Source organism: Halosimplex rubrum (assembly GCF_013415885.1).
Lineage (GTDB): Archaea > Halobacteriota > Halobacteria > Halobacteriales > Haloarculaceae > Halosimplex > Halosimplex rubrum.
This window is the reverse complement of the sequence record NZ_CP058910.1, coordinates 1,107,062-1,127,798: the sequence shown is the minus strand read 5'-3', so window position 1 is coordinate 1,127,798 and position 20,737 is coordinate 1,107,062. Positions and strand designations below refer to the sequence as shown.

23 protein-coding genes and 1 pseudogene are annotated in these 20,737 nt (G+C 59.1%); 7 read left to right on the top strand and 17 right to left on the bottom strand.

What is annotated here, in order from left to right; translation table 11 throughout:
* Positions 1–166: 166 nt before the first annotated feature.
* The 3 genes from HZS55_RS05705 to HZS55_RS05695 all read right to left on the bottom strand — a co-directional run bounded on the left by HZS55_RS05705 (position 167) and on the right by HZS55_RS05695 (position 3,043).
* A complete protein-coding gene (locus tag HZS55_RS05705; RefSeq protein ID WP_179910764.1) occupies positions 167–1,123 on the bottom strand; it encodes an NAD-dependent epimerase/dehydratase family protein in 957 nt (318 codons plus the stop codon).
* Between the two features lie 27 nt (positions 1,124–1,150).
* A complete protein-coding gene (pseG, locus tag HZS55_RS05700; protein WP_179910763.1) occupies positions 1,151–2,185 on the bottom strand; it encodes a UDP-2,4-diacetamido-2,4,6-trideoxy-beta-L-altropyranose hydrolase in 1,035 nt (344 codons plus the stop codon).
* Positions 2,186–2,293: 108 nt separating this feature from the next.
* The gene (locus HZS55_RS05695) at positions 2,294–3,043 is read right to left on the bottom strand and encodes a cytidylyltransferase domain-containing protein (protein WP_179910762.1); all 750 of its coding nucleotides are present in this window, start codon (positions 3,041–3,043) and stop codon (positions 2,294–2,296) included.
* Positions 3,044–3,146: 103 nt separating this feature from the next.
* On the opposite strand from HZS55_RS05695, the gene HZS55_RS05690 reads away from it, so the two are divergent.
* Positions 3,147–4,211: an N-acetylneuraminate synthase family protein gene (locus tag HZS55_RS05690; RefSeq protein ID WP_179910761.1), complete on the top strand. Its 1,065-nt coding sequence runs from the start codon at positions 3,147–3,149 to the stop codon at positions 4,209–4,211.
* A 16-nt stretch (positions 4,212–4,227) separates the two neighbouring features.
* Here the strand turns inward: HZS55_RS05690 and HZS55_RS05685 are convergent, their stop codons facing one another.
* Together HZS55_RS05685 and HZS55_RS05680 are read right to left on the bottom strand one after the other, a co-directional pair.
* Positions 4,228–4,917 (bottom strand): HAD family hydrolase, encoded by a 690-nt coding sequence (locus tag HZS55_RS05685; RefSeq protein ID WP_179910760.1) that lies wholly within the window; start codon positions 4,915–4,917, stop codon positions 4,228–4,230.
* Complete coding sequence (locus HZS55_RS05680) at positions 4,914–5,951, bottom strand: ATP-grasp domain-containing protein (RefSeq protein WP_179910759.1); 1,038 nt, start codon at positions 5,949–5,951, stop codon at positions 4,914–4,916. Before HZS55_RS05680 ends, HZS55_RS05685 begins: the two co-directional genes overlap by 4 nt.
* 110 nt (positions 5,952–6,061) lie before the next feature.
* Here HZS55_RS05680 and HZS55_RS05675 point away from each other — a divergent pair, with 110 nt between their 5' ends.
* Positions 6,062–6,955 carry a class I SAM-dependent methyltransferase gene (locus tag HZS55_RS05675; protein WP_179910758.1) on the top strand — a complete coding sequence of 298 codons (894 nt, stop codon included), beginning with the start codon at positions 6,062–6,064 and terminating at the stop codon, positions 6,953–6,955.
* 132 nt (positions 6,956–7,087) lie between these two features.
* Here the strand turns inward: HZS55_RS05675 and HZS55_RS05670 are convergent, their stop codons facing one another.
* From HZS55_RS05670 to HZS55_RS05635, 8 genes are all read right to left on the bottom strand, one after another.
* Positions 7,088–8,275 (bottom strand): DegT/DnrJ/EryC1/StrS family aminotransferase, encoded by a 1,188-nt coding sequence (locus HZS55_RS05670; RefSeq protein WP_179911800.1) that lies wholly within the window; start codon positions 8,273–8,275, stop codon positions 7,088–7,090.
* Between the two features lie 5 nt (positions 8,276–8,280).
* A complete protein-coding gene (locus HZS55_RS05665; protein ID WP_179910757.1) occupies positions 8,281–9,246 on the bottom strand; it encodes a dTDP-glucose 4,6-dehydratase in 966 nt (321 codons plus the stop codon).
* On the bottom strand, positions 9,243–10,259 hold the full coding sequence (locus tag HZS55_RS05660) for an SDR family NAD(P)-dependent oxidoreductase (protein ID WP_179910756.1): 1,017 nt from the start codon (positions 10,257–10,259) through the stop codon (positions 9,243–9,245). Before HZS55_RS05660 ends, HZS55_RS05665 begins: the two co-directional genes overlap by 4 nt.
* Before the next feature lie 46 nt (positions 10,260–10,305).
* Positions 10,306–12,099 (bottom strand): ABC transporter ATP-binding protein, encoded by a 1,794-nt coding sequence (locus HZS55_RS05655; protein ID WP_179910755.1) that lies wholly within the window; start codon positions 12,097–12,099, stop codon positions 10,306–10,308.
* A 93-nt stretch (positions 12,100–12,192) separates the two neighbouring features.
* Entirely contained in the window at positions 12,193–14,052 is a 1,860-nt protein-coding gene (gene glmS / locus HZS55_RS05650) for a glutamine--fructose-6-phosphate transaminase (isomerizing) (RefSeq protein ID WP_179910754.1), read from the bottom strand.
* Entirely contained in the window at positions 14,052–15,257 is a 1,206-nt protein-coding gene (glmU, locus tag HZS55_RS05645) for a bifunctional sugar-1-phosphate nucleotidylyltransferase/acetyltransferase (protein ID WP_179910753.1), read from the bottom strand. Before glmU ends, glmS begins: the two co-directional genes overlap by 1 nt.
* Positions 15,258–15,379: 122 nt before the next feature.
* Positions 15,380–15,673 (bottom strand): type II toxin-antitoxin system RelE family toxin, encoded by a 294-nt coding sequence (locus HZS55_RS05640; RefSeq protein WP_179910752.1) that lies wholly within the window; start codon positions 15,671–15,673, stop codon positions 15,380–15,382.
* Complete coding sequence (locus HZS55_RS05635) at positions 15,657–15,929, bottom strand: ribbon-helix-helix domain-containing protein (RefSeq protein ID WP_179910751.1); 273 nt, start codon at positions 15,927–15,929, stop codon at positions 15,657–15,659. The genes HZS55_RS05640 and HZS55_RS05635 overlap by 17 nt, the downstream gene beginning before the upstream one ends.
* Positions 15,930–16,117: 188 nt before the next feature.
* On the opposite strand from HZS55_RS05635, the gene HZS55_RS05630 reads away from it, so the two are divergent.
* The 4 genes and pseudogenes from HZS55_RS05630 (at position 16,118) to HZS55_RS05615 (ending at position 17,994) form a co-directional block, all read left to right on the top strand.
* Positions 16,118–16,405: a ribbon-helix-helix domain-containing protein gene (locus tag HZS55_RS05630; protein WP_179910750.1), complete on the top strand. Its 288-nt coding sequence runs from the start codon at positions 16,118–16,120 to the stop codon at positions 16,403–16,405.
* Between the two features lie 10 nt (positions 16,406–16,415).
* Positions 16,416–16,682 (top strand): annotated as a pseudogene (locus HZS55_RS05625) (type II toxin-antitoxin system RelE family toxin); the annotation flags it as partial.
* A 230-nt stretch (positions 16,683–16,912) separates the two neighbouring features.
* The gene (locus HZS55_RS05620) at positions 16,913–17,521 is read left to right on the top strand and encodes a winged helix-turn-helix domain-containing protein (RefSeq protein WP_218927276.1); all 609 of its coding nucleotides are present in this window, start codon (positions 16,913–16,915) and stop codon (positions 17,519–17,521) included.
* Entirely contained in the window at positions 17,518–17,994 is a 477-nt protein-coding gene (locus tag HZS55_RS05615; protein ID WP_179910749.1) for a hypothetical protein, read from the top strand. The genes HZS55_RS05620 and HZS55_RS05615 overlap by 4 nt, the downstream gene beginning before the upstream one ends.
* A gap of 6 nt (positions 17,995–18,000) precedes the next feature.
* Here HZS55_RS05615 and HZS55_RS05610 read toward each other — a convergent pair whose 3' ends face one another.
* The 4 genes from HZS55_RS05610 to HZS55_RS22785 form a co-directional block, all read right to left on the bottom strand.
* On the bottom strand, positions 18,001–18,861 hold the full coding sequence (locus HZS55_RS05610) for a CheF family chemotaxis protein (RefSeq protein WP_179910748.1): 861 nt from the start codon (positions 18,859–18,861) through the stop codon (positions 18,001–18,003).
* Between the two features lie 250 nt (positions 18,862–19,111).
* Positions 19,112–19,540: a type VII toxin-antitoxin system HepT family RNase toxin gene (gene hepT / locus HZS55_RS05605; protein ID WP_179910747.1), complete on the bottom strand. Its 429-nt coding sequence runs from the start codon at positions 19,538–19,540 to the stop codon at positions 19,112–19,114.
* Entirely contained in the window at positions 19,541–19,975 is a 435-nt protein-coding gene (gene mntA / locus HZS55_RS05600; RefSeq protein ID WP_179910746.1) for a type VII toxin-antitoxin system MntA family adenylyltransferase antitoxin, read from the bottom strand.
* 62 nt (positions 19,976–20,037) lie between these two features.
* Complete coding sequence (locus HZS55_RS22785) at positions 20,038–20,169, bottom strand: hypothetical protein (protein WP_281372991.1); 132 nt, start codon at positions 20,167–20,169, stop codon at positions 20,038–20,040.
* 33 nt (positions 20,170–20,202) lie between these two features.
* Here HZS55_RS22785 and mntA (HZS55_RS05595) point away from each other — a divergent pair, with 33 nt between their 5' ends.
* Positions 20,203–20,658 (top strand): type VII toxin-antitoxin system MntA family adenylyltransferase antitoxin, encoded by a 456-nt coding sequence (gene mntA, locus HZS55_RS05595; protein ID WP_179910745.1) that lies wholly within the window; start codon positions 20,203–20,205, stop codon positions 20,656–20,658.
* Positions 20,659–20,737: the final 79 nt, after the last annotated feature.

Genomic DNA, 20,737 nt, shown 5'->3' with positions numbered 1-20,737 from the left:
CTGTAAATAAGAAATCAGAGGTGGTTATGCGTTGTTCGCTAAATTCAGTCAAATATGGTATATAGTGGTTCTCTGGTCAAATACATGGGTTCCACATTCATTATCTGCGCACCTCACAGATCAGGTTGAGCAGACGGCCACTCAGAAGGAATTTTCTGATATCGTTTCAGTTATCATTCATACGTGACCGTTCATACTTGACGACATCGCGAATTCCCGACTCGATGCCGAGGGCTGGGCGCCAGTTGACTAGGTCAATTAGTCGAGAAATATCTGCACAACTGGTTTCATAGAGGTCTTTGACGCCATCACTCGTAATATTCTCCCCCGTTCCGGGTATCTCGTTTTCAAGAATCGAGATGACCTCCGAAACCTGACATTGTGTACCCCGACCAAGGTTGACTGGGCCGCTGGCCGCATCCGTTGACACAAGTCGAGATAGGCCTTGTGCGACATCACGGGCATGAATGAAGTCGAACATGTTTTGCTTATTGTAGACCGTGATCGGTTCTCCACGGAGGGCTGCACGAACCCAGCGCGAGATGATATCTTTTGACCCTTGACCATACACACGAAAGATCCTGGGCGAAATAACGCGGAGGTCTTCTTCACTCTCTGCCATAAATGACAGTTCCTTTTCAGTGTAATACTTCGCAGCACCACATAGGTTACGTGGGGCTATCGCCGTCTGCTCGTCGATGAGTGTTGGTCTATCGGGCTCGACAGGCGAAAGGTACACGTCAGAGTCGTACACAAGATAGCTTGACGCGAAGACCACAGTTTCCAATGAAGAGAGTCCGTGAAGAGCGTCGATTAATCGATGGCTTGCCAATATATTGTCCGCCCAGTTATCAGTCCAAAACGACGTGGATTCATCTGTCCGTTCAAAAGACGCAGCGAGGTGGAAGACCACCTCTGGTTCGAACTCGGTAACTGTGTTTAGGTCATCTTCAGCGAGGTCAAGTTTTACGGCCTCGACATCGTCGACACCGGCACCGGAATACGGCCGTTTATCAACTGACCTCACGATCGCGCCCTTGTCAATGAGAATTTGGAGCAATTCCTGTCCGATGACACCACTACCGCCAGTAACGAGTACTCGTTTACCACTCAAATGGCTCATATGATCACTATCTCCAGGCGACCACGGTTAGTAGTCACGCATGGCCTCAATCGTTCGTTGCCGACCATAGCCATCAATAATCTCCTGTCCATGAGTACTCATCTGTACTCGATACTCAGTCTCTTGCACTAATTTGGTGACTGCAGCTGCGACTTCGGCTTCGGAGACGCTAGCGAAGTCACCAACATGATTGAACAGTTCAGCGTCTTTCAGCCCGGAAACAAGATGCTCTTCGATAGGCGCAATCGTCCCCACAACCGTCGGCACTCCCATAAAAGCGAGTTCCCAACAGGTAGTTCCACCCGAAGAGACAGCTAAGTCGGCCCGAGCCATCTGTGTTGACATATTTCTCACATTAGATTTTAAAGTAATTTCTTGTCTCACGTTTGCCGCCTTATCGGCTAAATCCGGCAGCGATTCGTTCGCTACACCGACAATCACTACCGTCTCAAGGTCAGTACTGACCTGGTCGAGTGCATTGACAACTGTTTTTGTAGCGTCGTTGGGATCACTCCCTCCGAGTGTAACAAGCAAGGACTCCGGTTTTTTAACGGCATCCGGAGTCCAGTCAAGCCACTCGATAAATTCGTCCCTGAGCAAGACGTATTCGGGACCGAGCAGTAGTTCTGTCCCCGTGCCTCGGTTCGCATACATCTCTTGATCGGCGTGGAGGTTCTGGTTGAGTACTATATCAGTCCCGTAATAATCGAGTTTCCCCATATCGTCGATTAGTAGTACTCTGGCAGGGCCTGTAATGAGTTCCGCGAGGAATTCTTCACCGAAGTGCGGACCATCCACGACAATCCACTCGGCGTCATGATTCACCGCTAGAGACGTAGTACGAGATGCGTCGTATTGTGTACCGGGGGGCGAATCAAGAACGTGTACTGCTTCGGTGTATTCGTCAATCCGGTCTCTGAGGCCATCGGGGATGTTAGCTCCGACAAATTTGACGCTGCCACCGTTCCGATGCCACGACTGGGCTAGTGTCAAGCAACGCATCACATGGCCAGTCCCTATTTCAGCGCTCCCATCAGTACGAATGAGGAGAGTCCCAGTCATGTTCGACTCCCGTTTCGGTCCACTGTTTTACTCTGTTCCTCAAAGAATAATTTACTCCAGTCAATTGAGAATACGAACCGTCGGAAAAAAATTAAACTCGTCATTCTTCTAGTCCTCCGTATGTTTTTGCTGGATATCCTGGTTGAGACACCCTAAGTCCTCTTGATCGATATAGGCAATAGCGTCTTCAATGTCTAGATGCCCGTCTGGTTCCAAGCCCTCGTAGACTCGGCGGAGGAGTTCGTAATCGTCTGCCTCATCTAGAGTCAGGCGCAAATCGTCACGACCATGGAGGATTTCAGTATCGAACGTCTCTCTGTCGGTCACATTGGCGAGATCAAAGCGGTTCTGGTTTCGTCGATAGTGGAGAGTGACGTGTTCTCGTTCGTCGTTCACCGTTGCACGATTCTCTACCTCGGTAAATGTCTCGTACGTGAACGCCTCCACATCAAGGCCGCGTGGGAGTGTTTGCTCAAGTGTATTTGTTACGTAATCATTATTTGTTTTCCGAAGGCGTTTGACGACAGCGTCAATTCCTCTCGGCGAAATAAGGGGACAATCACCTGTGATGCGAACAACTACGTCAGCTGACGCCGCAGTAGCGGCCTTGTGCATCCGTCCAAGCACGTCAGATTCGGACCCTCGAAACACCGTGGCACCGGCCCGGCCAGCGTAGCGTTCAATAATATCATCGGCTGTCGAGCCGCTGGTTGCGACGATAGTCTCGGAAATAGAGTCCGCTCGAGATACGCGTTTGATATCTCTCTCCAAGACATGTTTGCCGTCTAAGGGCAGCATAGTCTTGCCAGGAAGTCTCGTTGAACCCATACGGGCCTGAATTATGGTGACGATATTCATTGAATGCCTATAGAACTCCCCCCTAGAATTAGTTTTCATGTTTGGATGCGATCTCTCCTGAACCCAGAGAGTTTTAATTATTCAGGTACGGAACACTCAGGCAATGAAAATTGGGAACCACCGGATCGGTCCGGATGAGGATACATTCGTCATTGCCGAGGCGGGATCGAACCACAACGGCGACTTAGAGACAGCGAAGGAACTTATCGACGTGGCGACCGAGGCAGGAGTCGATGCGGTGAAGTTCCAAGTGTTCGAGGCAGACAGCCTTTATGTCGAAGATAGCGGCACCGACGAAAGTCTCGACGAGAACCAGTCAATTCATGATATAATCAGCACACTTGAACTGCCACGGGAGTGGATCCCTGAACTAAAGTCCCACTGTGAACGCCGAGACATCGTCTTCCTCTCAACCCCGTTCGACGAACGGGCTATCGATGTGCTTGACGAATACGTGCCTGCATATAAAATCGCATCTTCGAGTATCACTCACCTCCCGTTCCTTGAATGTGTCGCCAAAACTGGGAAGCCGATACTCATGTCCACCGGTGCTCACGAACTACCGGAGATAGAAGCAGGGATTCGAACCCTCCGAGAGGCAGGCGTTTCTGACCTTGCGTTGTTTCACTGCGTCTCATCTTATCCCACGCCGATCGACCAGATTAACGTCAAAGCTATCGACACTCTCCGCGAATCATTCTCTTTGCCAGTCGGCCTTTCCGACCACACGATGGACCCCATCATTGCCCCTTGCGCCGCGGTCAGCCGTGGAGCGACGGTTGTGGAGAAACACTTCACGCTCGACAGAGAGATGGAGGGCCCCGATCATCCTTTCGCCCTTGAACCGGACGAACTCGCCGACATGGTAACAGCGGTACGCCAGACCGAGAGCGCACTGGGTGACGGAGAAGTTGGGGTTCAGGATATTGAAAGCCATACCTACGAGGTAGCACGTCGCTCCATCCACGCAACGAGAGATATCATTGCGGGCGAACAGCTAACAGAGGAAAACATCGCTGTACTCCGTTCCGGAATGCGAGATAAAGGAGCGCCTCCGTCGGTCTACGACGATTTGCTCGGAAAAACGGTAGTAGAAGCAATCGAAAAAGACGCCGGCATTACGCTAGATGATGTTACCGACACTGCTGGTGGCCAGGGTCCCTCGTAGACCGGGTGAAAGCACGTTATTTCGTTTTTGACGACTCAATCGGGAGTATGTCCAACGCGTCTGTGAGTGACGTAACAACGTGATCTACTATCTCCGAATCCTCAGGATTCTCACCTGACCGGTCGACGAGTACCGTATGAGTGGTAATATCAGTATCTACACATGATCGACGGACGCTCTCGGCGTCACTTATCCTGTCTCCGACGATGGCCAGGGTTGTTGGTGAATGGTCAACCTGCTTTAAGAGCGCATCGATCATGGCGGAATCTGGTTTGGGCTTATTCACATCGTCAACCGTGATTAGATAATCTGGCTCCGGAAATCCCGCTGCATCCATCGCCGCTTCCGCCGCCCCACGGGTATTGTTTGTCGCGACGGCGAGCGTCGAATCACTGGTGGCGACCCGTTTCAGGACTGTCTTTGCGTCGTTGTATACCTCTTGTCTCGAGACTGCGTCGCACTCCATTTCTGCCACCACTTGGAAAGCTTCTTGGTGGATACGGGCCGCTGTGTTCTCGTCGGCGACCTCCGAAACGGTTTCAAGTGCATCCTCTAGATCTACGAGTAGTGGACTAAACTCTCGATTAATGCCTTCCTCTGCGAATACCGACTGAAGATTCGTTCGGACGTTTTGCATCCCGTTGCCTGTAAAGTCAAGTTGAACAAGTGTTCCGTCAAGATCGAAGATAACCAGATCCAACGTCATGGCTCGAACCCTTCGGACTCAATCTCTTCGTCGGTTACCACGACTGGATCGCAATTCGCCTTCGAGATATAGTGGAAGCCCGCTGGAAGAGCATTGAAAGTTGGCGGTGCATCGTAGCTTTCTTCCAGCGCGATTTGGACAAGTAAAGCGGTCAGATTGAGTCCCATGTGCAGGTAGAATGCGGACGAAGTCGTTCCAAGACGGCCAGGATTCACTTCCGTCAAGTGAGGCACCTCGTCTTCGTCTGCTCTGAAGTCGGCGAAATAGACGCCGTGAGGGGCATTATCAACTGTCTCGATCGACCGCTTCCCTAGTTCGTTCACGTCCTCTCGGTGGATAGTCCGCGAAACGGTCGGTGCGCCAGTTCCCCACGATCGCGATTCACCGTACTCAAGGCGTTTGCGTCCCTGACTGCATACGAGCGTGCCGTCGTCGTATACACCAAGCCAAGTAAGATCGTCGCCAGGCAGATATGTCGACACCGTACTGCTCCCCCACCCGTCGTGATAGTCAATCCAATCGACGATCCGACTCAGGTCGCGCATCTTTCGACCAGGGTAATCTTTGATACCGATACCGCGAACCCATATATAGTCCGTCGGGATATTGTCCACAGCTCTCTTGACATCTGATGGGTCTTCGACAAGAATTGTCTTCGGCGTCTGGACGTTCTTATCCGCGAACGCCTGTGACAGCCTCCACTTGTCCTGAAATTGGGCGACTGCACCACCCTGAGGGAGCGCTGTCACTGCAGGAACGGTCTCCGAGTGCTGACTGAGGGCTCTCACTTCCCACCCGTTCGATGGTACTATTACGTCAACGGATTCTCGTTCAACTATCTCGGAGAGGCGGTCAAAATACGCTTCGTCAGACGCCGGTGGCACGCGATATGTAGCATCTGCCTGGGAAAGAAAGCAGTAGTACCTGCTAACGTCTGTTCCGACAATATGTACTGACCGGTTCCAGTCGCAAAGTCCCCGTATCATACTCGCACCAATATTGCCTCCAGCACCGGTCACTAGAACAGTGAGCATATAGCGCGAACCTACGGGCGACAGTACAAAACGCTTCCTCTAGTCAGAAACCGATGATAATCTGTATAGCAAGTACAGAGCATTTTTATTCATAACCTGAGCACCTGTGTATGATGGACGCCGAACGGTACGATCTAATCGAAGACAACGAGTACGGATTTTTCCGACTCGATCCAATCCCGTCTGACGAAACACTCTCTGAGTTCTACCAAAGCGAGTATCCAGAACTCCTCGAGAACGGCGAACTCGCTGCGGATGTCTCGCGGTTGCTCCGAGACGATGACGAAGCGAAGCGTGAGCGAATCTGGCGACGTTCCACATGGTATGCCGATCACATGGACATCATCGAACGAGAGTTTCCAAATTGTCACCGGATACTTGACGTAGGATGTGGTACTGGCGAGTTCATATCTTTTGTAATGGATCAGGGGTACGACGCGGTCGGTATCGAGCCTTCAGGCCGAATCGGGGACACCGCCCGGGAGAAAGGGTTCGATGTCCACGAGACAACCGTAGAGAAGTATGCAGAGTCACAAAACACTAACTTTGACCTGATCACTATGTTTAATGTACTCGAACATGTTCCGAACCCGATCGAAGTACTCGAAGCGTGTCGGGAACTTCTTATAGACGATGGGATGCTCATCGTCAAAGTGCCGAATGAATTCAATCCGTTTCAGATGGCTGCCCGCGCGGCCCTCAACCTCGGCACTTGGTGGGTCGACCCACCGACGCACATCTTCTACTTTAATTTTGACTCGCTAGCTAAACTGCTATCGGATCTTGGCTTCGAGGTCCAGGCACGGTTTGCCGACTTCCCGATGTCTCAGTTCCTCCTAATGGGCCACAACTACGTCGAAAACGACGAAATGGGCCGCGATTGCCACGACCAACGGGTTCGATTTGAACTCGCCATTGATGATGACCACCGGCGAATGTTCTACAGCAGTTTGGCTAGTGTGGGCCTCGGGCGCAATTGTACACTGTTTGCGACTGCCGAATGAAGCGAGGTTGCGTCGTCTTCTCCCAGTATGTAATCTATCTTTCTATTGAATAATCTTATTCGGGGAATCACCAAGAATTTCAATTGACTCGCTGGTGCAGAAATCGACCCACATAACCGAGACAGTTGCGGTTCACGAGTGATATGAATAGAGGCGATCGACCGTGTGGACCACATCGGACACGTCTCTGTCGTTCATTCCGGGGAACAGCGGGAGGCTCGCCAGCCCCTCGTAGACCCGCTCGGCATCGGAGAAGTCACCACGCTCGTACCCGTACTCCTCTTGAAACAGGGGATGGTAGTGTAGCGGGACGTAGTGTACCTGCACTCCAATGTTCTCGTCGTGCATCGCGTTGACGAACTCACTGCGGTCACAGCCGAAGCCGTCTCGGATCTCAACCGCGTAGAGGTGGTACATCGGGTCCGACTCTACAGGGTCGGGCGGAGTCCGTATCCCCGAAATCTCCGCAAAGGCCTCGTCGTAGCGAGCGATGATCTCGTCCCGGCGCTGTTTGAATTCCTCGAGTCGATCAAGTTGCTCCAGACCAAGTGCCGCCTGGATGTCGGTGACGTTGTAGTTGTAACCGACGCCCTCAACGATCTGGTACCAAGGTTCGTCCTCGTGGCCTGGCGGGTCATAGTCCATATCGAACGAGCGCAGTTGCCGTGCGCGCTCTGCGATCTCGTCGTCGTCGGTAACGACCATTCCACCCTCACCGGTCGTAATGTTCTTTACGGGATGGAAACTGAACGCTGCCAGATCCCGCTGGGATCCGAGCGGCTCGCCCCGCCAAGTGCCGCCGAACCCGTGACAAGCATCCCACAGCACCGTAAGGTCGTGCTCATCGGCGACTTCGAGCAGTCCCTCGATATCGGCCGGGTGGCCCGCGTAGTGCATCGGGACTAGCCCCGCAGTGTCGTCGGTGATCTGTTTGCGGACTGCGTCGGGGTCCAACGCTCGCCGGTGAGGATCGATGTCAGCGAACACAGGTTCAGCGCCCGCATACGTCGCCGTGTGAGCTGTCGACACGAACGTCAGCGGCGTCGTGATTACCTCGTCGCCAGGGCCGAACCCGGCCGCTTCGCCTGCGAGGTGTAACGCCGTTGTCCCGGAAGTCGTCGCGACGGCGTGTTCGACGTTCAGAAAGTCGGCGACCCGGTTCTCGAATTCATCGACCGTCGGTCCACGAGTGATGTAGTCTCCGTTTAGGACATCTAGAACCCGCTGTTTCTCCCCGTCACCAATGCTTTGTCCACCGTAGCCCAGTACCTCTTCTCGGATCGGATCGCCACCGTAACGGGCTGGTACATGTTTGCCCATGTCTGTCACTGGTTCTCTCCGTCCGCCTCGTTCTTGCGTAGCCACGTCCGTAAGCGGTCGACACCGTCCTCCAGACTCACTTCCGGTTCCCACCCGAGCAGGTCGCGGGCCTTGCTCGGGTCACACTGGAGTTTCTGTACCTCACTCTGCGGGTGATGGTGTTCAATGTGTTCGATATCGGACCCTTCACTCGCGATCAATTCCGCGAGTTCATTGATCGAGACATCCTCGCCGGTTCCAGCGTTGATCACTTCACCGACGGCGTCGTCGTGGAGGGTTCCCTCAACGGCGAACCGCGCGCAATCGGTTGCATACAAGAGGTCACGTGTTTGGGTGCCATCGCCGAAGATTTTCAGCGGTTCGTCTCGCAGGTCACGGTCGGTGAAGATGGAGACGACACCACCGGCCATCCCTGTCTGCTGGAAGGGACCGTACGTGTTGAACGGACGGAGCGTCACCACCGGGAGGTCGTAGCCGTGATAGTACCCCTCGGCAAGGTTCTCGGCAGCGAGTTTCGTCGCCGCGTACGGCGACGCCGGTTTGACGGGGTGGGACTCGTCGATCCCGTCCGCGTCGTCGACTGCACTCGCAACATCGTACACCATACAGGTCCCGACGAGGCCGAGTCGCGTATCCCATCGCCGGCAGTACTCCAGTACGTTCTGCGTGCCGGCGACGTTTGCCCCATAGTGCGATTCAGGGTCGTCGAGACTCTCCTGAACATCAATCTCCGCGGCGAGATGGAGACAAGCCTCAAGGTCATCGTGGAAACACTCCGAAACGATATCAGAGTCGCGAACACTCCCCTCAGTCAGGCGAAATCCGTCATTGGATTCAAAAGCGGCGATATTTCGCCGCGACCCGTTCGAGAGGTCGTCGAGCACGTGGACATCGTATCCACGATCAAGGAACTCGGCGACGACCCAGCGGCCGATAAACCCTGCACCACCGGTCACGAGCACCTCACTCATGCTCTGAGACCTCCGTTCGCTTTGAGCAGGTCGACGATCTCGTCTTTCGGGAGCGTCTCCGCGTCCTCTGAGGATCTGACCACGTCGCTTGCCGGCTCAAACGATTCGATCTTCTCGTAGGAGAAATACCCCCCGCTCTCAGGTGGGATCGCATACAGGTTCTCGTTCTCGATGACTCGGTCTCTCTCTCTGGGAGTCATGATCTCCTCGTGGAACGTTTCTCCAGGTCGCTTTCCGACGATATCGATCTCAATGTCCTCGGGATCCTGACCGTACTTCGGAGCGGCAGTCTCGACCATGGCGGTCGCGAGGTCTTCGATACGGATCGCGGACATCTTCGCGAGGAACACCTCACCGCCGTTCGTCAGTTCGAGCGCACCGGTGACCAGTTCGAAGAGATCGTCATGTGTCAGGAAAAATCGAGTCATCCGTCGGTCCGTTAACTCCACCGGCCCCCCGTCGCGGATCTGGCGTTCGAACAGCGGCACGACCGAGTGCGAGGAGTTGAGGACGTTCCCGAATCGGACCGACGCGAGTCGGAGATCGGAGCGACCGCGGTGTTTGTTCCCGGCCGTGATCAACCGCTCGCCGAGCAGTTTCGTCGTCCCCATCGTGTTCGCAGGGTTGACCGCCTTGTCGCTGCTAGTGAAGACAACACGCTGAACAGTCGCATCGATTGCGGTGTCAACGACGTTCTGCAATCCCAGGGTATTCGTCTTGACCGCCTCAAAGGGGTTGTACTCACAGACATCGACGTGTTTCATCGCCGCCGTGTGGATGACGACATCAATGCCTTCCATCGCCCGTTCCAGACGATCTTTCTCCCGGACATCGCCCGAGAGGAACCGGCATCTCCGGTCGTCACCGAACTCGGCCTTGAGTGACGCAAGTCCCGGTTCATTGTTATCGAAGATTCTCAATACCTCCGGGCCTTGGTCGAGCAATCGAGGGATCAGTATCCGCCCCACGGAACCGGCGCCGCCCGTGAGTAGCACGTTTCTACCGTCGATCATTGTCCTGGCGTGTCCCATCTATGGTATCAATCTGTCGGAGTGGTGGTTAGTGCTGTTGGAGTTGCCGCTGATAGAGATCGGCGTACGTCCCATCCTCCTCGATCAGTTCTGCGTGGGAACCGGTTTCAACGATCTCGCTGTCATCCATCGCGTAGATTCGGTCTGCATCCCGAACTGTCGAGAGCCGATGCGCGACGACGAACATCAGGCAGTCCCGATCCATCGACTCGATACCGTCGTGGACACGCTCCTCCAGTGCGGTATCGAGGTCGCTCGTCGCCTCGTCCAACACGAGCAGGTCCGCGTCTTTCAGCAGTGCGCGAGCGATGGCGATCCGCTGGCGCTGGCCACCCGACAGCCGAACGCCGTCGTCACCGAGGACAGTATCGTATCCGTTCGGCAACTCCTCGAGAAACTCGGTTACCTGCGCAATCTCGCAAGCTCGTTCGACCTCCGTCCGGGATGCGTCTCTATTGCCGAGAGTCACGTTGTATCGGAGCGTATCGTTGAAGACGAACGGCTGCTGCCGGACCACGGCGACGTTCTCACGCCACTCTCTGAGGTCGAACGAGTCTATTGGGATTCCGTCAGCGGTGATCGCCCCCTCGTCAGGTTCGTACAGTCGCGCCAACAGCGAGACGATCGTCGACTTCCCGGCACCAGAGGGTCCCACAAAGGCGACGAACTCGTCGCGGTCCACCGCGAATGATAAGTCCCGAACCGTCAGTTCGTCACCGTCGTAACTGAACGAGACATCCTCGAAGGCAACTCGGTCGATCCGGTCGGGAACCGCTTCGACTCCCGTCGACGGTTCGGCACGGGTTGCGAGTTCGTCGATGAACTCTTGTGTTCGGACGAGATGTGGGAGATCGCTTTCGAGTTGGTACAAATAGTTGTTGAGCGTGCTCGCACGCGGCGCGAGCCGAAACATCGCGAACAAGAATACACTGAGGCTCGCCAGCGAGAGGTTCGATATCCGGAGCGCGACGTAGATCAGGAGGAAGACGACGATCGCCGTCGCGAGCTGATAGAAGTTGTCGAGTATCGCCTCGTTTCGTCGGAGTTTCACTTTGGCGGTCACGCGCTGACCCGTCGCGTCCTGGAACTGGTCGAACAACTCGGTCTTCAGGCCGAACAGCTTGACATCCCGGATCCCCTGCGTGCCAGCCTGGGCAGCCATCTGAACGGTCTCGTTGGCTTCCGCAACGCGGTCACCGACCGAGTATCCGGACTCAAGAACCGTTCGCGAGACGAAAACGAATGCACCGAGGATGGCGACCGATGCGACAGTCAAGCCCGGCGCCATTACCAGCGCAACAAGGCCATACATCACCGTCAGGAACCCCTGCTCAACGAGCTTGACCACGCGATCGATCGTCCGGCCTGCATAGCTTGCCTGCGTCACGATCGCGTTCAAGATATCGTCTGACCCCTCTTCGTCAAAGTACGCTACTTCAGCGTCCAACGCATGGTCAAACGACTCGACCTGTAGGTGTCGAACGTAGTTCGTCCGCAACGCGGCCTTGAGCCAGTCGACGAGGAAGCTCGACGTGTACCGTACTGTCATCACGACCGCGACGCCGACGACCACAGACTCCAGCGTGAACGGGACGCCTGTCGCCTCGTAGACGGTGACGAACAGTTCCAGATACTGGCCGTCCGCCTCACCGGCCCCGCCACGAGCCAGCTGAATGATCGGATAGAGGAAACTCAGTCCGATCCCCTCCAACAACGCAGCGAATACGCTCAGCCCGATGATCCCGGTGGTGAACAGCGGCCGGAACCGTGCAACCTGGACAAGCGCCCGGATTTTTTCGTCGAGGGATATCTCGTCGCTCATCGCTGGATCGACCTGCGCACGGGTGCTGATCTGTAGTCGCGAACGACGATATAAAACAAACGCGGTCGAATTATCGCTGCCGAGAGTTGACGGTTACTCCACCGTCACGCTCTTCGCCAGATTCCGCGGCTTGTCGATCGATCGCCCCAGCTCGTCGGCCACATAGTACGACACCAGTTGCAACTGCACGTTCGCTAACACCGCAGCGGCCTGCGGGCGGGTCTCGGGCACCTCCAACACGTGATCCGCATACCGTTCCACGTCGGACTGCCCATCAGTAACCGCAACCACGGGCGCGTCACGAGCCTCAACCTCCTTCACGTTCCCGATGGTCTTGCGCGCCATCTCGCCGTCACCCGTAACGACGGCGAACACGGGCGTGTCCTCGGTCACCAGCGCCAGCGGCCCGTGTTTCAACTCACCCGCAGCGAAGCCTTCGGCGTGCTTGTAGGTGATCTCCTTCATCTTCAGCGCCCCCTCCAGCGCGACCGGGTACTGCAGGCCGCGGCCGATGAAGAAGTAGGCGCCGCTGTCGACGTAGGTCTCCGCCACGGCTTCGGCTCGCGACTCGTCGAGGATCGCCTGGATGTTGCTGGGCAGGTCACGCAGCGCGCCGATGATGTCGCGCTTCCCGTCGACGCGCGTCGTCCCCAGGGTAAAGAGATTCAGCGCGGCCAGTTGCGACGCGAAGGTCTTCGACGCGGCCACGCCGATCTCGGGGCCGGCTCTGATATACAGCGCGTGGTCGCACTCCCGCGCCGCGGTCGATCCAACCGTGTTCGTCACGGCCAGCGTCCGCGCGCCGCGCTTGCGCGCCTCCCGGAGCGCCGACAGCGTGTCGGCGGTCTCGCCGCTCTGGGTCACACCGACCACTAACGCATCACCGATCGGCGGCGGCGAGGTGGCGTACTCGCTGGCGAGGAACGCCTGGGCCGGAATCCCGGCGCTGCGCAGCAACTGCGCGCCGTAGAGCGCGGCGTGGTAGGAGGTCCCGCAGGCGACGAACTGGACGCCCGTGGGCGCCAGGTCCCCGAGATCGCCGATGTCGACCTGGGCGGCCATCTCGTCGACGCGCCCCCGCAAACACTGGCGGATGGCCCGCGGTTGCTCGTTGATCTCCTTGAGCATGAAGTGGTCGTAGCCGCTCTTGCCGGTCTCCTCGGGGTCCCAGTCGACGGTATCGACGTCCTTGTCGACCGTGTTCCCGTCGACGTCCGATACCCGCCAGCCATCGGCCGAGAGGGTCGCGAACTCGCCGTCTGCGAGGTAGACCACCCGGTCGGTGAAATCACGGAAGGCGGGCACGTCGCTGGCGAGGTAGTAGGCGGGGCCACGCTCGTCGTTGCTCTCTCGCGGACTCCGTCCGCTCGAGTCTTCCGAGGGGCTGCGCGCCTCGCTCTCGTCGATCCCGAGCACGAGCGGCGAGTCGTTGCGCGCGGCGTAGATGGTGTCGTCGCCCGAGACGACGACGGCGACGGCGTAGCTTCCCTCAAGCCGCGAGATCGCCTCGCGAACGGCGGCCTCGTTGTCAGCCCCGTCGACCAGCGCGTCCTCGACGAGGTGGGGGACGACTTCGGTATCGGTGTCGCTCTTGAAGGTGTGACCGGCGGAGACGAGTTCGTCCCGGAGCGACTGGTAGTTCTCGATGATGCCGTTGTGGACGACGGCCACGTCGCCGGAACAGTCGAGGTGGGGGTGTGCGTTGGCGTCGGTCGGCGGGCCGTGAGTCGACCACCGAGTGTGGCCGATGCCGGCCGCGCCGCCGATCGAGCGCGGTTCGAGCGCGCCTTTGAGGTCCTCGATCTTCCCGGATTTCTTGCAGACGTCGACGCGGTCGCCCGAGAGGGCGACGCCCGCCGAGTCGTAGCCACGGTACTCCAGTTTCGAGAGGCCGTGGACGAGCACGTCGAGCGTCTCGTCCTCGCGACCCACACAGCCGATGATGCCACACATTAGCGAACCACCTCCGCGCCGCCGGCGATGCGTCCGCTCGCGCGGACGCTGGTCCCGATGTGGGCGCCGGGGCCGACGAGCGTCCCCGGTGAGAAACTCGCGTCGCCCTCGGCGGTCACGCGGTCGGCGACGACGGCGCCGAGGCGCTGGTCCCGGAATACCTCCCGGCCGACGCGCACGTCGGCGGGCCCGCCCGGCACGACCGTCCCGGCGCCGAGGGTCACGTCTTCGCCGGTCACCGCGTCGATGAGCGTCGACCCCGACTCGACCCGGGTGTCGGTGTCGAGCACGGAGTTCCTGACCGTCGCGTTCGCACCGACCGTGACGTTCTGGCCCAGGGCCGCGTTGGGGCCGACGACGGAGCCGGGACCGACCTCACAGTCCGGACCGACCACGGTCGGGCCCTGCAGAACGGCGGCGTCGTGGACGTTCGCGGCCGGGTCGACCCACACGTCGGCGTCGTTGCCGCCGCTGGCGCGAGCGGGCTCGTCGACGTGCCCGCGTGCGAGCACCTCGTCGGCGACGGTCAGCAGGTCCCAGGGGTAGGTCGCGTCGACCCACATCCCCTCGGTCCTGACCCCGCGAACCCGGCCGTCGTCCATGAGCCGGCCGATCGTGTCGGTCAGCGCGAGTTCGCCGTCCGAGCGGTCGGTCGCGTCGATGGCGTCGAACACCGACGACTCGAAGGCGTAGACGCCGGCGTTGATCAGTCGGTACTCGTCGGTCTCGGGCTTCTCGACGAGTTCGGACACGTCGCCCTCGTGGAGGACGACCGCGCCGTACTGGCTGGTCTCGGGCCGTTCGAGGACGGCCATCGAGGGCTCGCCGCTGGCCTCGAACTCCCGGACCACGTCGCGGACGATGTTGTCGTCGATGACGCGGTCGCCGTTGACGACCAGCGCCGGCCCGTCGACGGCCCCGCGGGCCTGCAGGAGGGCGTGCCCGCTGCCGAGTTGCTTGTGCTGGGTGACGTACTCCACGTCGACCCCCTCGTAGGTCGGCCCGAAGTGGTCCTGCACTCGCCCGCGTTTGTACCCCACCACGACCACGATCCGCCGTACGTCCGCCGCGACCAGCGCGTCGAAGACGTACTCCAGGATCGGCCGGTTGGCCGCCGGCAACATCGGCTTGGGCCGGTTGCGCGTCAGCGGCCGCAGCCGCGTCCCCTCACCCGCCGCGAGGACCACCGCCGTATCGATGCTCATACGTAATCGTCGTGGTCGCCCACTTTCAACTTTCTGGGCGGCGGATCTGACGCGCGTGGTCCCGTTCGGCCGTTTCGTTCAGAATCGACCGGTTGCTACGTCCGGATTCCCGTGACCGATGTTCAGTCGTCATCGCCTTTGTACGCGCCCTCGCGTTTCCGGACGCTCTCGACGCGGAGCGTCTTCGTCTCGTGAAGCAGGCGACAGCCCACTCGATATCCGCCAACCCGAAGTTTCCGGTAGGGCGAACCCGTCAGCGGTTCGAGAAAATCCTCTGGCTCTCGCCACTCCGACGAGACAACCTCGTCGAGCTTGTCCATTATCCGCTCTTGGGTGGACGGATCTATCTGTGCGAACTGAGATTCTCCCCGTGGAGAGAACGTCCAGTCCCACTCGTCGTCACTCGTCTGTCCCATACTTCTCCCGCATCTCGTCGCTCGAAATTCCCTCCCCCTCGTCAAATTGCGCTTCGCTAATCGCCAAGTCTTTCCAGACGCCCGCGCCCTCGAGATGGTTCACCGAATCGCGTAGTGCGTATCGGATGAACTCGCTCCGGCTGTTGAACCCGCGCTCGCGCCACGTCTCGTCGACCACGTCGAGAAACGACCGGGAGATCCGGAGATTGATCCGGTCGATCTCGGGATCGTTCTCGTCCGAATCGGCTTTTGACATACGCACGTACGTCGGTCACGCACACACAAAACACTACTGTCGACCTCGTAGCCCTCTACCGCTCTCCCATCGTGTCGCCGGCGACAGAGCGCCCGCGGGCGGTTTCGAGCGCCCAATCCCTGCTGGCAGCGACGAACTACCGTCGGGGAAAGCCTTAGGCATATACGAGAGTAAAGCATCTGTATAGCATGTCTGACGCAGACACGAACGACGGGGCCAGTGACCCGGAGATGGTGCAGGTCAATCTCCGATTGAGCGAGACGTTCCTCGAGGACATCGACGCGACGTGGAAAGAACAGGGGTTCAACTCCCGTAGCGAGTTCCTCAGACACGCCGCTCGCGACGCCGTGAAGCACCCGGACTTCACGCGGGAGAGCTGGAAACAGATCGCGGCGGGCGAACACGAACTTCGGAACGATACCGAATTCGTCTCCCGCGAGGAAGTCCTCGCAATGATGGACGAAGATGGCGACTGAAGACGACTAGACGTGGAAGTTCACAGCAGCGGCCGCGGACCAGTTCCAGCAACTCGATACTCACGCGCAGGATCGGATCTCCTCGAAACTGGACGAAATCGTGGAATCGAAATGGCGAAGTCCCGCCGACCATCTGGAACCACTGACCGGTGGTCCCTTTTCGAAACTGCGAATCGGCCAGTATCGGCTGGGTTGTGTTCTCGATCGCGATGGGGAGATACTGGAAGTACACCGGATCGAACATCGGAGCGGTGCATACACTGCCGACGATGATTGAAGCGGTTCAGAATCCAATACCGCGTACGCTGTTGCTATCTTCTACTGCTCGCCGATCGTCTCGCCGGTTACCGAGCGCCCGCGGGCGGTCATCTCCATCTCGGTGCGCTCGCGGACCATTTCGGTCACGTCGAAACCGACCCTATGGTACGGGTCTGCCGGCGAAGGCGCGATCGGGATCAGTATACTGGTCCGTGCATTCTTATATTTGTGCGAACAACGGGACGGTAGATGACCGAAGACGACCCACTGGATCGACCGCGGGGAGACGGAGCCAGCGACTTCCGGGACGTGAACGAGGCCGTCGAGGAAGAGTGGGTCGACGAGACGACGCCGTTCGAACGGGTCTACGGGGTCGTTCGACGGACATACGACGACGAATCCGCGGACGAAATCGCCGAGCGTGCTCGCACGTCGCCGACGACCGCACGCAAGCACTTGCGAACGCTCGCCGACGCCGGCGAGGTCGCGACGACCGAAGACGGGGGGACGACGCTGTATCGGCGGTCGGAGACGGCCATCGTGACGGAACACGCCCAGTCACTCCTGGAGGACCGTTCGACGGAGGAGATCAGCGCCGGGATCGCCGACATGAAGGCGACGATCCGGGAGTGGCGCGAGGCGTACGGCGTCGACTCGCCCGAGGAGTTCGCCCGCGAACTCGCCGTGGCCGACGCCGACAGCGAACGCGGCTCCGTACTCACCGAGTGGCAGACGACCCGTCGCAACCTCGCGCTCGCACAGGCGGCGCTCGCGATCGCCGATGCGCGACGCGACGGCCACCTCACGGGGAGGGACGACGAGGACGGCGGCCAGCGTGATTCGTCGCTACCCGTATGACTGACGACGGTTCGACGAGGGACGATACCGATGACCGCTCCGAAGCATTCGGACCGATCGACGCCAGTGCGCTGCGCGAGATCCGCGGTCTGTTCGTCGATCGTGAACCGCTGGCCGAGACCGCGTCGCTGGACGACCCGCTCAATCCGCGGACACTCTCGATCGAGCTCGCCGACGGCATCGGGGAGGCGTCGACTGCTAGGTTCGACGTGCGCTGGAGCCAGTCAAGCAACTACGCGTTCCACTACACGGACGCTCTCGATCGGAATTTCCGCTTCGACTGCCACCCCAAACCCGACGCGCCGACACGGCACTTCCATCCGCCCCCGGACGCCGCGAGTCGACCGGTCGAACCCTCGTGTATCGGCGTCTCCGAACTGTCGCTGGTCACTCGTGCAGTCGTTCAACTGTGGCGAAACGCGTACGAATGCGAGAGTCTGGAGGGAGTCAACGACGCCGAGAATCCGCCCTGAGTGCCGTCAGTTTTCGCCCATCGTGTCGCCGGCCACCGAGCGCCCGCGAGCGGTCATCTCCACTTCGGTGCGCTCGCGGACCACCTCGATCACGTCGAGGTCGATGAGCCGGTCGTAGATCGCCTCGATGTCCTCGACCTCGCTGTCGACGAACTCGGGGATCTCGAACGGGGAGACGCCCGAGTGTAAGGCCATGACGACCTGCTCCTCGACGGGGCCCAGATCCAGGTCGGCGCGGTTGCGCTCGACGCCCTCTTCGAGCACCTGCCAGAGGACGGATAGATCGTACTCGCCGCCGGTGACGTGGGTCTCGACGCTGATCTCGTCCTGGCTGTGTTCGACCTCGATGACGCGGCGCCGTTCGCCGGCGGCCTGGCGTTCGTCCTCCTCGACCTCGCCGATGTCGTCGCGCTCGATGACGACGCGCTCGCCGTCGGCCAGCGCCAGTCGGATGTCGTCGTCGGTGATGCGGATACGGGCCTTCGTCCAGTCGGTGCCCTGGACGACGCCGCCCTCGACGGCCGGGTGGTCGACGAACAGTACCTCCCCGTTGAGACAGGCGTGGTAGAAGTCGGTCTCGAACTCGTCGTGGTCGGCGCCGGAGACGAGGACCACGTCGTCGCCGACGTGGAGGCCGAGGTAGCTCGCCACGCCGGCGGCGCGCTGGTTCACGTCGTAGCGCTCGCCGATCTCGTCGATGTCGGCGAGCGGGACGGTCAGCTTCTCCTCGGCGACGAGTACCAGCCGCTCGGTGGTCAGGACGATCCGACAGGACTGCCAGCCGGCGTCGTCGCGCTGGCGCCCGTCGGCGACGGCCTGCATGTACCGCCCCTGCATGTCCGTCACCTTCTTCTCCGAGTTACTCATGCTGAGAGATCGACCGCGATTGTCGGGGCTTTTCGGCCGTCGACAATAGGCATTGCGGGCCGATTATCGCCTCGCGAAATCGGTCGTCGCGCAAAGCGTTCGAACCCGCCAGCGACTTCCGACGCCGCGGAGTGAAAGCAGAGCCACTCTCAGTCGGAACCGGCAGCCGGGGCGGACTGACGAACCTGCGACCGCGGACGTTCACGGAAGTGTGTCGGCTTTGGAACCGTCCAAATAGACGACGGGAGAGTTAGTTGTGATACTGTTGGAACCACTGCGCGACCTCCTGCTGGAACCGTTCGAACCACAGCAGATCGTCGTGGAGCGTTCGGTAGACGACATCGTGGTCAACGTCTCCATAGCGGTGAGCAAGGACGTTCCGGAACCCGACAGCTTCTTCCACCTTTTCTTGCGTCCCGCGTGATATGATATCGCCGTTCCCGAGCGCCTCGATCTCCTGTTTGGCCGTCCCGCTCGGTTCGAGGTTCTCCGATGCCCGGATGTGTTGTGCGAGATCGATGCAGGACTGGATCAAGTTCATGAAAGTTCGCTCGACAGCGCGTTGAACGACAACATCGGACATGTACTCGTCTTTCGACATCCCCCGCATTTCCTTCAGATCAGACGTGTACTCGTTGACGTGCTGGAGTTTGTCGGTGACGACTGATTCGTCGGCCATTCAGACATCGCCTCGTGCTAATCGGTCGATGAATGCCCGTCGTTCCTGTTCTCGCTCCGACCGATCGCGTTCGTATTCGGCTGCGATTCGTTCCTCGTAGTTCTCTATCGCCTGTTCGTCACCGACGATGGGTATTCCGTCGCGCAGCGCGGCGTGTGCCACGTGGTTCGGCAGATCATCGATATTACTCACATCGACGAACCCCGAAGCGTACTGCTGAAGCGTGGCATCGATCCGGTTTCGTCGTTTGAATCGTTCGTAGTCGTCCATGTCGTCGGGGAAGCGGAGTGCGATGTCGATATCCGAGGAGTCGGTCGGCGTGCCACGCGCGTGAGAACCGAACAGGACGGCAAATATCACGTCCGTCTGCGCGAGGTACTCGCGCATCCCGTCAAGGTCGACACCCGGCAGTTCCGGATTACCCGACTTCGCCATAGTCGATCATCCGGCCACGCGGTAAATAATTGTACTGCCCAGTTTAATTTCGCGACGAACCGTCACTGCTCGCTCATCGCTTCGCTCGCCAGATTCCGCCCGTGGGCGTCGAGCGACACCTCGGTGCGGGCGCGGACCCCGTCGACGATAGCTGGGACGGAACTCGGACGAATCCGTCCGACTGCTGCACCCAACACTAATACACCGACAGGAACGAACTAAGGACGATGGACGGTGCCGAAACCGATCTCGCGCTCGACGAGGCGGAGCTATCCCGGATCCGGGAGGAGTTCTCGCGAAACCGCGTCTCGTTCGCGATGGTCTTCGGGTCTGTCGCACGCGGCGGGACACGCCCGAACAGCGATCTCGACCTCGCGGTCTCGTTCGAGGACCTCGATCCCGAAGACGAGGGATACAGCGACGCATACCTCCGCCTCCGCTCGGCGATCGCCGATGCAGTCCCGTTCGACGTCGACATCGTCGATGTCCGGACGATGCCGGAAACCTTCGCAGAGAGCGCCTTCGACCACGGTGTGACGGTCCTCGGGTCGGAAGCCGAGCGGGCCGAGCTGGAGTCGGAACTCACTGAGGGGTCCCTTTCGACGGAAGCGGCGAAAGACCGCGTGACCGCGGCCGTCGAGCGACTCCGCCGCGACGCCGGGGCGGATTCGAGGACCGTCTGAACAGCATGGACGATACCGACGAGATGCCGGCCGAGCGCGCGACCCGGATCGCCGACGCCGTCGAGGATATCGAGTTCCG

Excerpts from the sequence above, each read along its gene's own strand:
- HZS55_RS05705 (WP_179910764.1), bottom strand. The coding sequence starts at position 1,123 with ATGAGCCATTTGAGTGGTAAACGAGTACTCGTTACTGGCGGTAGTGGT.
- pseG (WP_179910763.1), bottom strand. The coding sequence starts at position 2,185 with ATGACTGGGACTCTCCTCATTCGTACTGATGGGAGCGCTGAAATAGGG.
- HZS55_RS05695 (WP_179910762.1), bottom strand. The coding sequence starts at position 3,043 with ATGAATATCGTCACCATAATTCAGGCCCGTATGGGTTCAACGAGACTT.
- HZS55_RS05690 (WP_179910761.1), top strand. The coding sequence starts at position 3,147 with ATGAAAATTGGGAACCACCGGATCGGTCCGGATGAGGATACATTCGTC.
- HZS55_RS05685 (WP_179910760.1), bottom strand. The coding sequence starts at position 4,917 with ATGACGTTGGATCTGGTTATCTTCGATCTTGACGGAACACTTGTTCAA.
- HZS55_RS05680 (WP_179910759.1), bottom strand. The coding sequence starts at position 5,951 with ATGCTCACTGTTCTAGTGACCGGTGCTGGAGGCAATATTGGTGCGAGT.
- HZS55_RS05675 (WP_179910758.1), top strand. The coding sequence starts at position 6,062 with ATGATGGACGCCGAACGGTACGATCTAATCGAAGACAACGAGTACGGA.
- HZS55_RS05670 (WP_179911800.1), bottom strand. The coding sequence starts at position 8,275 with ATGGGCAAACATGTACCAGCCCGTTACGGTGGCGATCCGATCCGAGAA.
- HZS55_RS05665 (WP_179910757.1), bottom strand. The coding sequence starts at position 9,246 with ATGAGTGAGGTGCTCGTGACCGGTGGTGCAGGGTTTATCGGCCGCTGG.
- HZS55_RS05660 (WP_179910756.1), bottom strand. The coding sequence starts at position 10,259 with ATGATCGACGGTAGAAACGTGCTACTCACGGGCGGCGCCGGTTCCGTG.
- HZS55_RS05655 (WP_179910755.1), bottom strand. The coding sequence starts at position 12,099 with ATGAGCGACGAGATATCCCTCGACGAAAAAATCCGGGCGCTTGTCCAG.
- glmS (WP_179910754.1), bottom strand. The coding sequence starts at position 14,052 with ATGTGTGGCATCATCGGCTGTGTGGGTCGCGAGGACGAGACGCTCGAC.
- glmU (WP_179910753.1), bottom strand. The coding sequence starts at position 15,257 with ATGAGCATCGATACGGCGGTGGTCCTCGCGGCGGGTGAGGGGACGCGG.
- HZS55_RS05640 (WP_179910752.1), bottom strand. The coding sequence starts at position 15,673 with ATGGGACAGACGAGTGACGACGAGTGGGACTGGACGTTCTCTCCACGG.
- HZS55_RS05635 (WP_179910751.1), bottom strand. The coding sequence starts at position 15,929 with ATGTCAAAAGCCGATTCGGACGAGAACGATCCCGAGATCGACCGGATC.
- HZS55_RS05630 (WP_179910750.1), top strand. The coding sequence starts at position 16,118 with ATGTCTGACGCAGACACGAACGACGGGGCCAGTGACCCGGAGATGGTG.
- HZS55_RS05620 (WP_218927276.1), top strand. The coding sequence starts at position 16,913 with ATGACCGAAGACGACCCACTGGATCGACCGCGGGGAGACGGAGCCAGC.
- HZS55_RS05615 (WP_179910749.1), top strand. The coding sequence starts at position 17,518 with ATGACTGACGACGGTTCGACGAGGGACGATACCGATGACCGCTCCGAA.
- HZS55_RS05610 (WP_179910748.1), bottom strand. The coding sequence starts at position 18,861 with ATGAGTAACTCGGAGAAGAAGGTGACGGACATGCAGGGGCGGTACATG.
- hepT (WP_179910747.1), bottom strand. The coding sequence starts at position 19,540 with ATGGCCGACGAATCAGTCGTCACCGACAAACTCCAGCACGTCAACGAG.
- mntA (WP_179910746.1), bottom strand. The coding sequence starts at position 19,975 with ATGGCGAAGTCGGGTAATCCGGAACTGCCGGGTGTCGACCTTGACGGG.
- mntA (WP_179910745.1), top strand. The coding sequence starts at position 20,203 with ATGGACGGTGCCGAAACCGATCTCGCGCTCGACGAGGCGGAGCTATCC.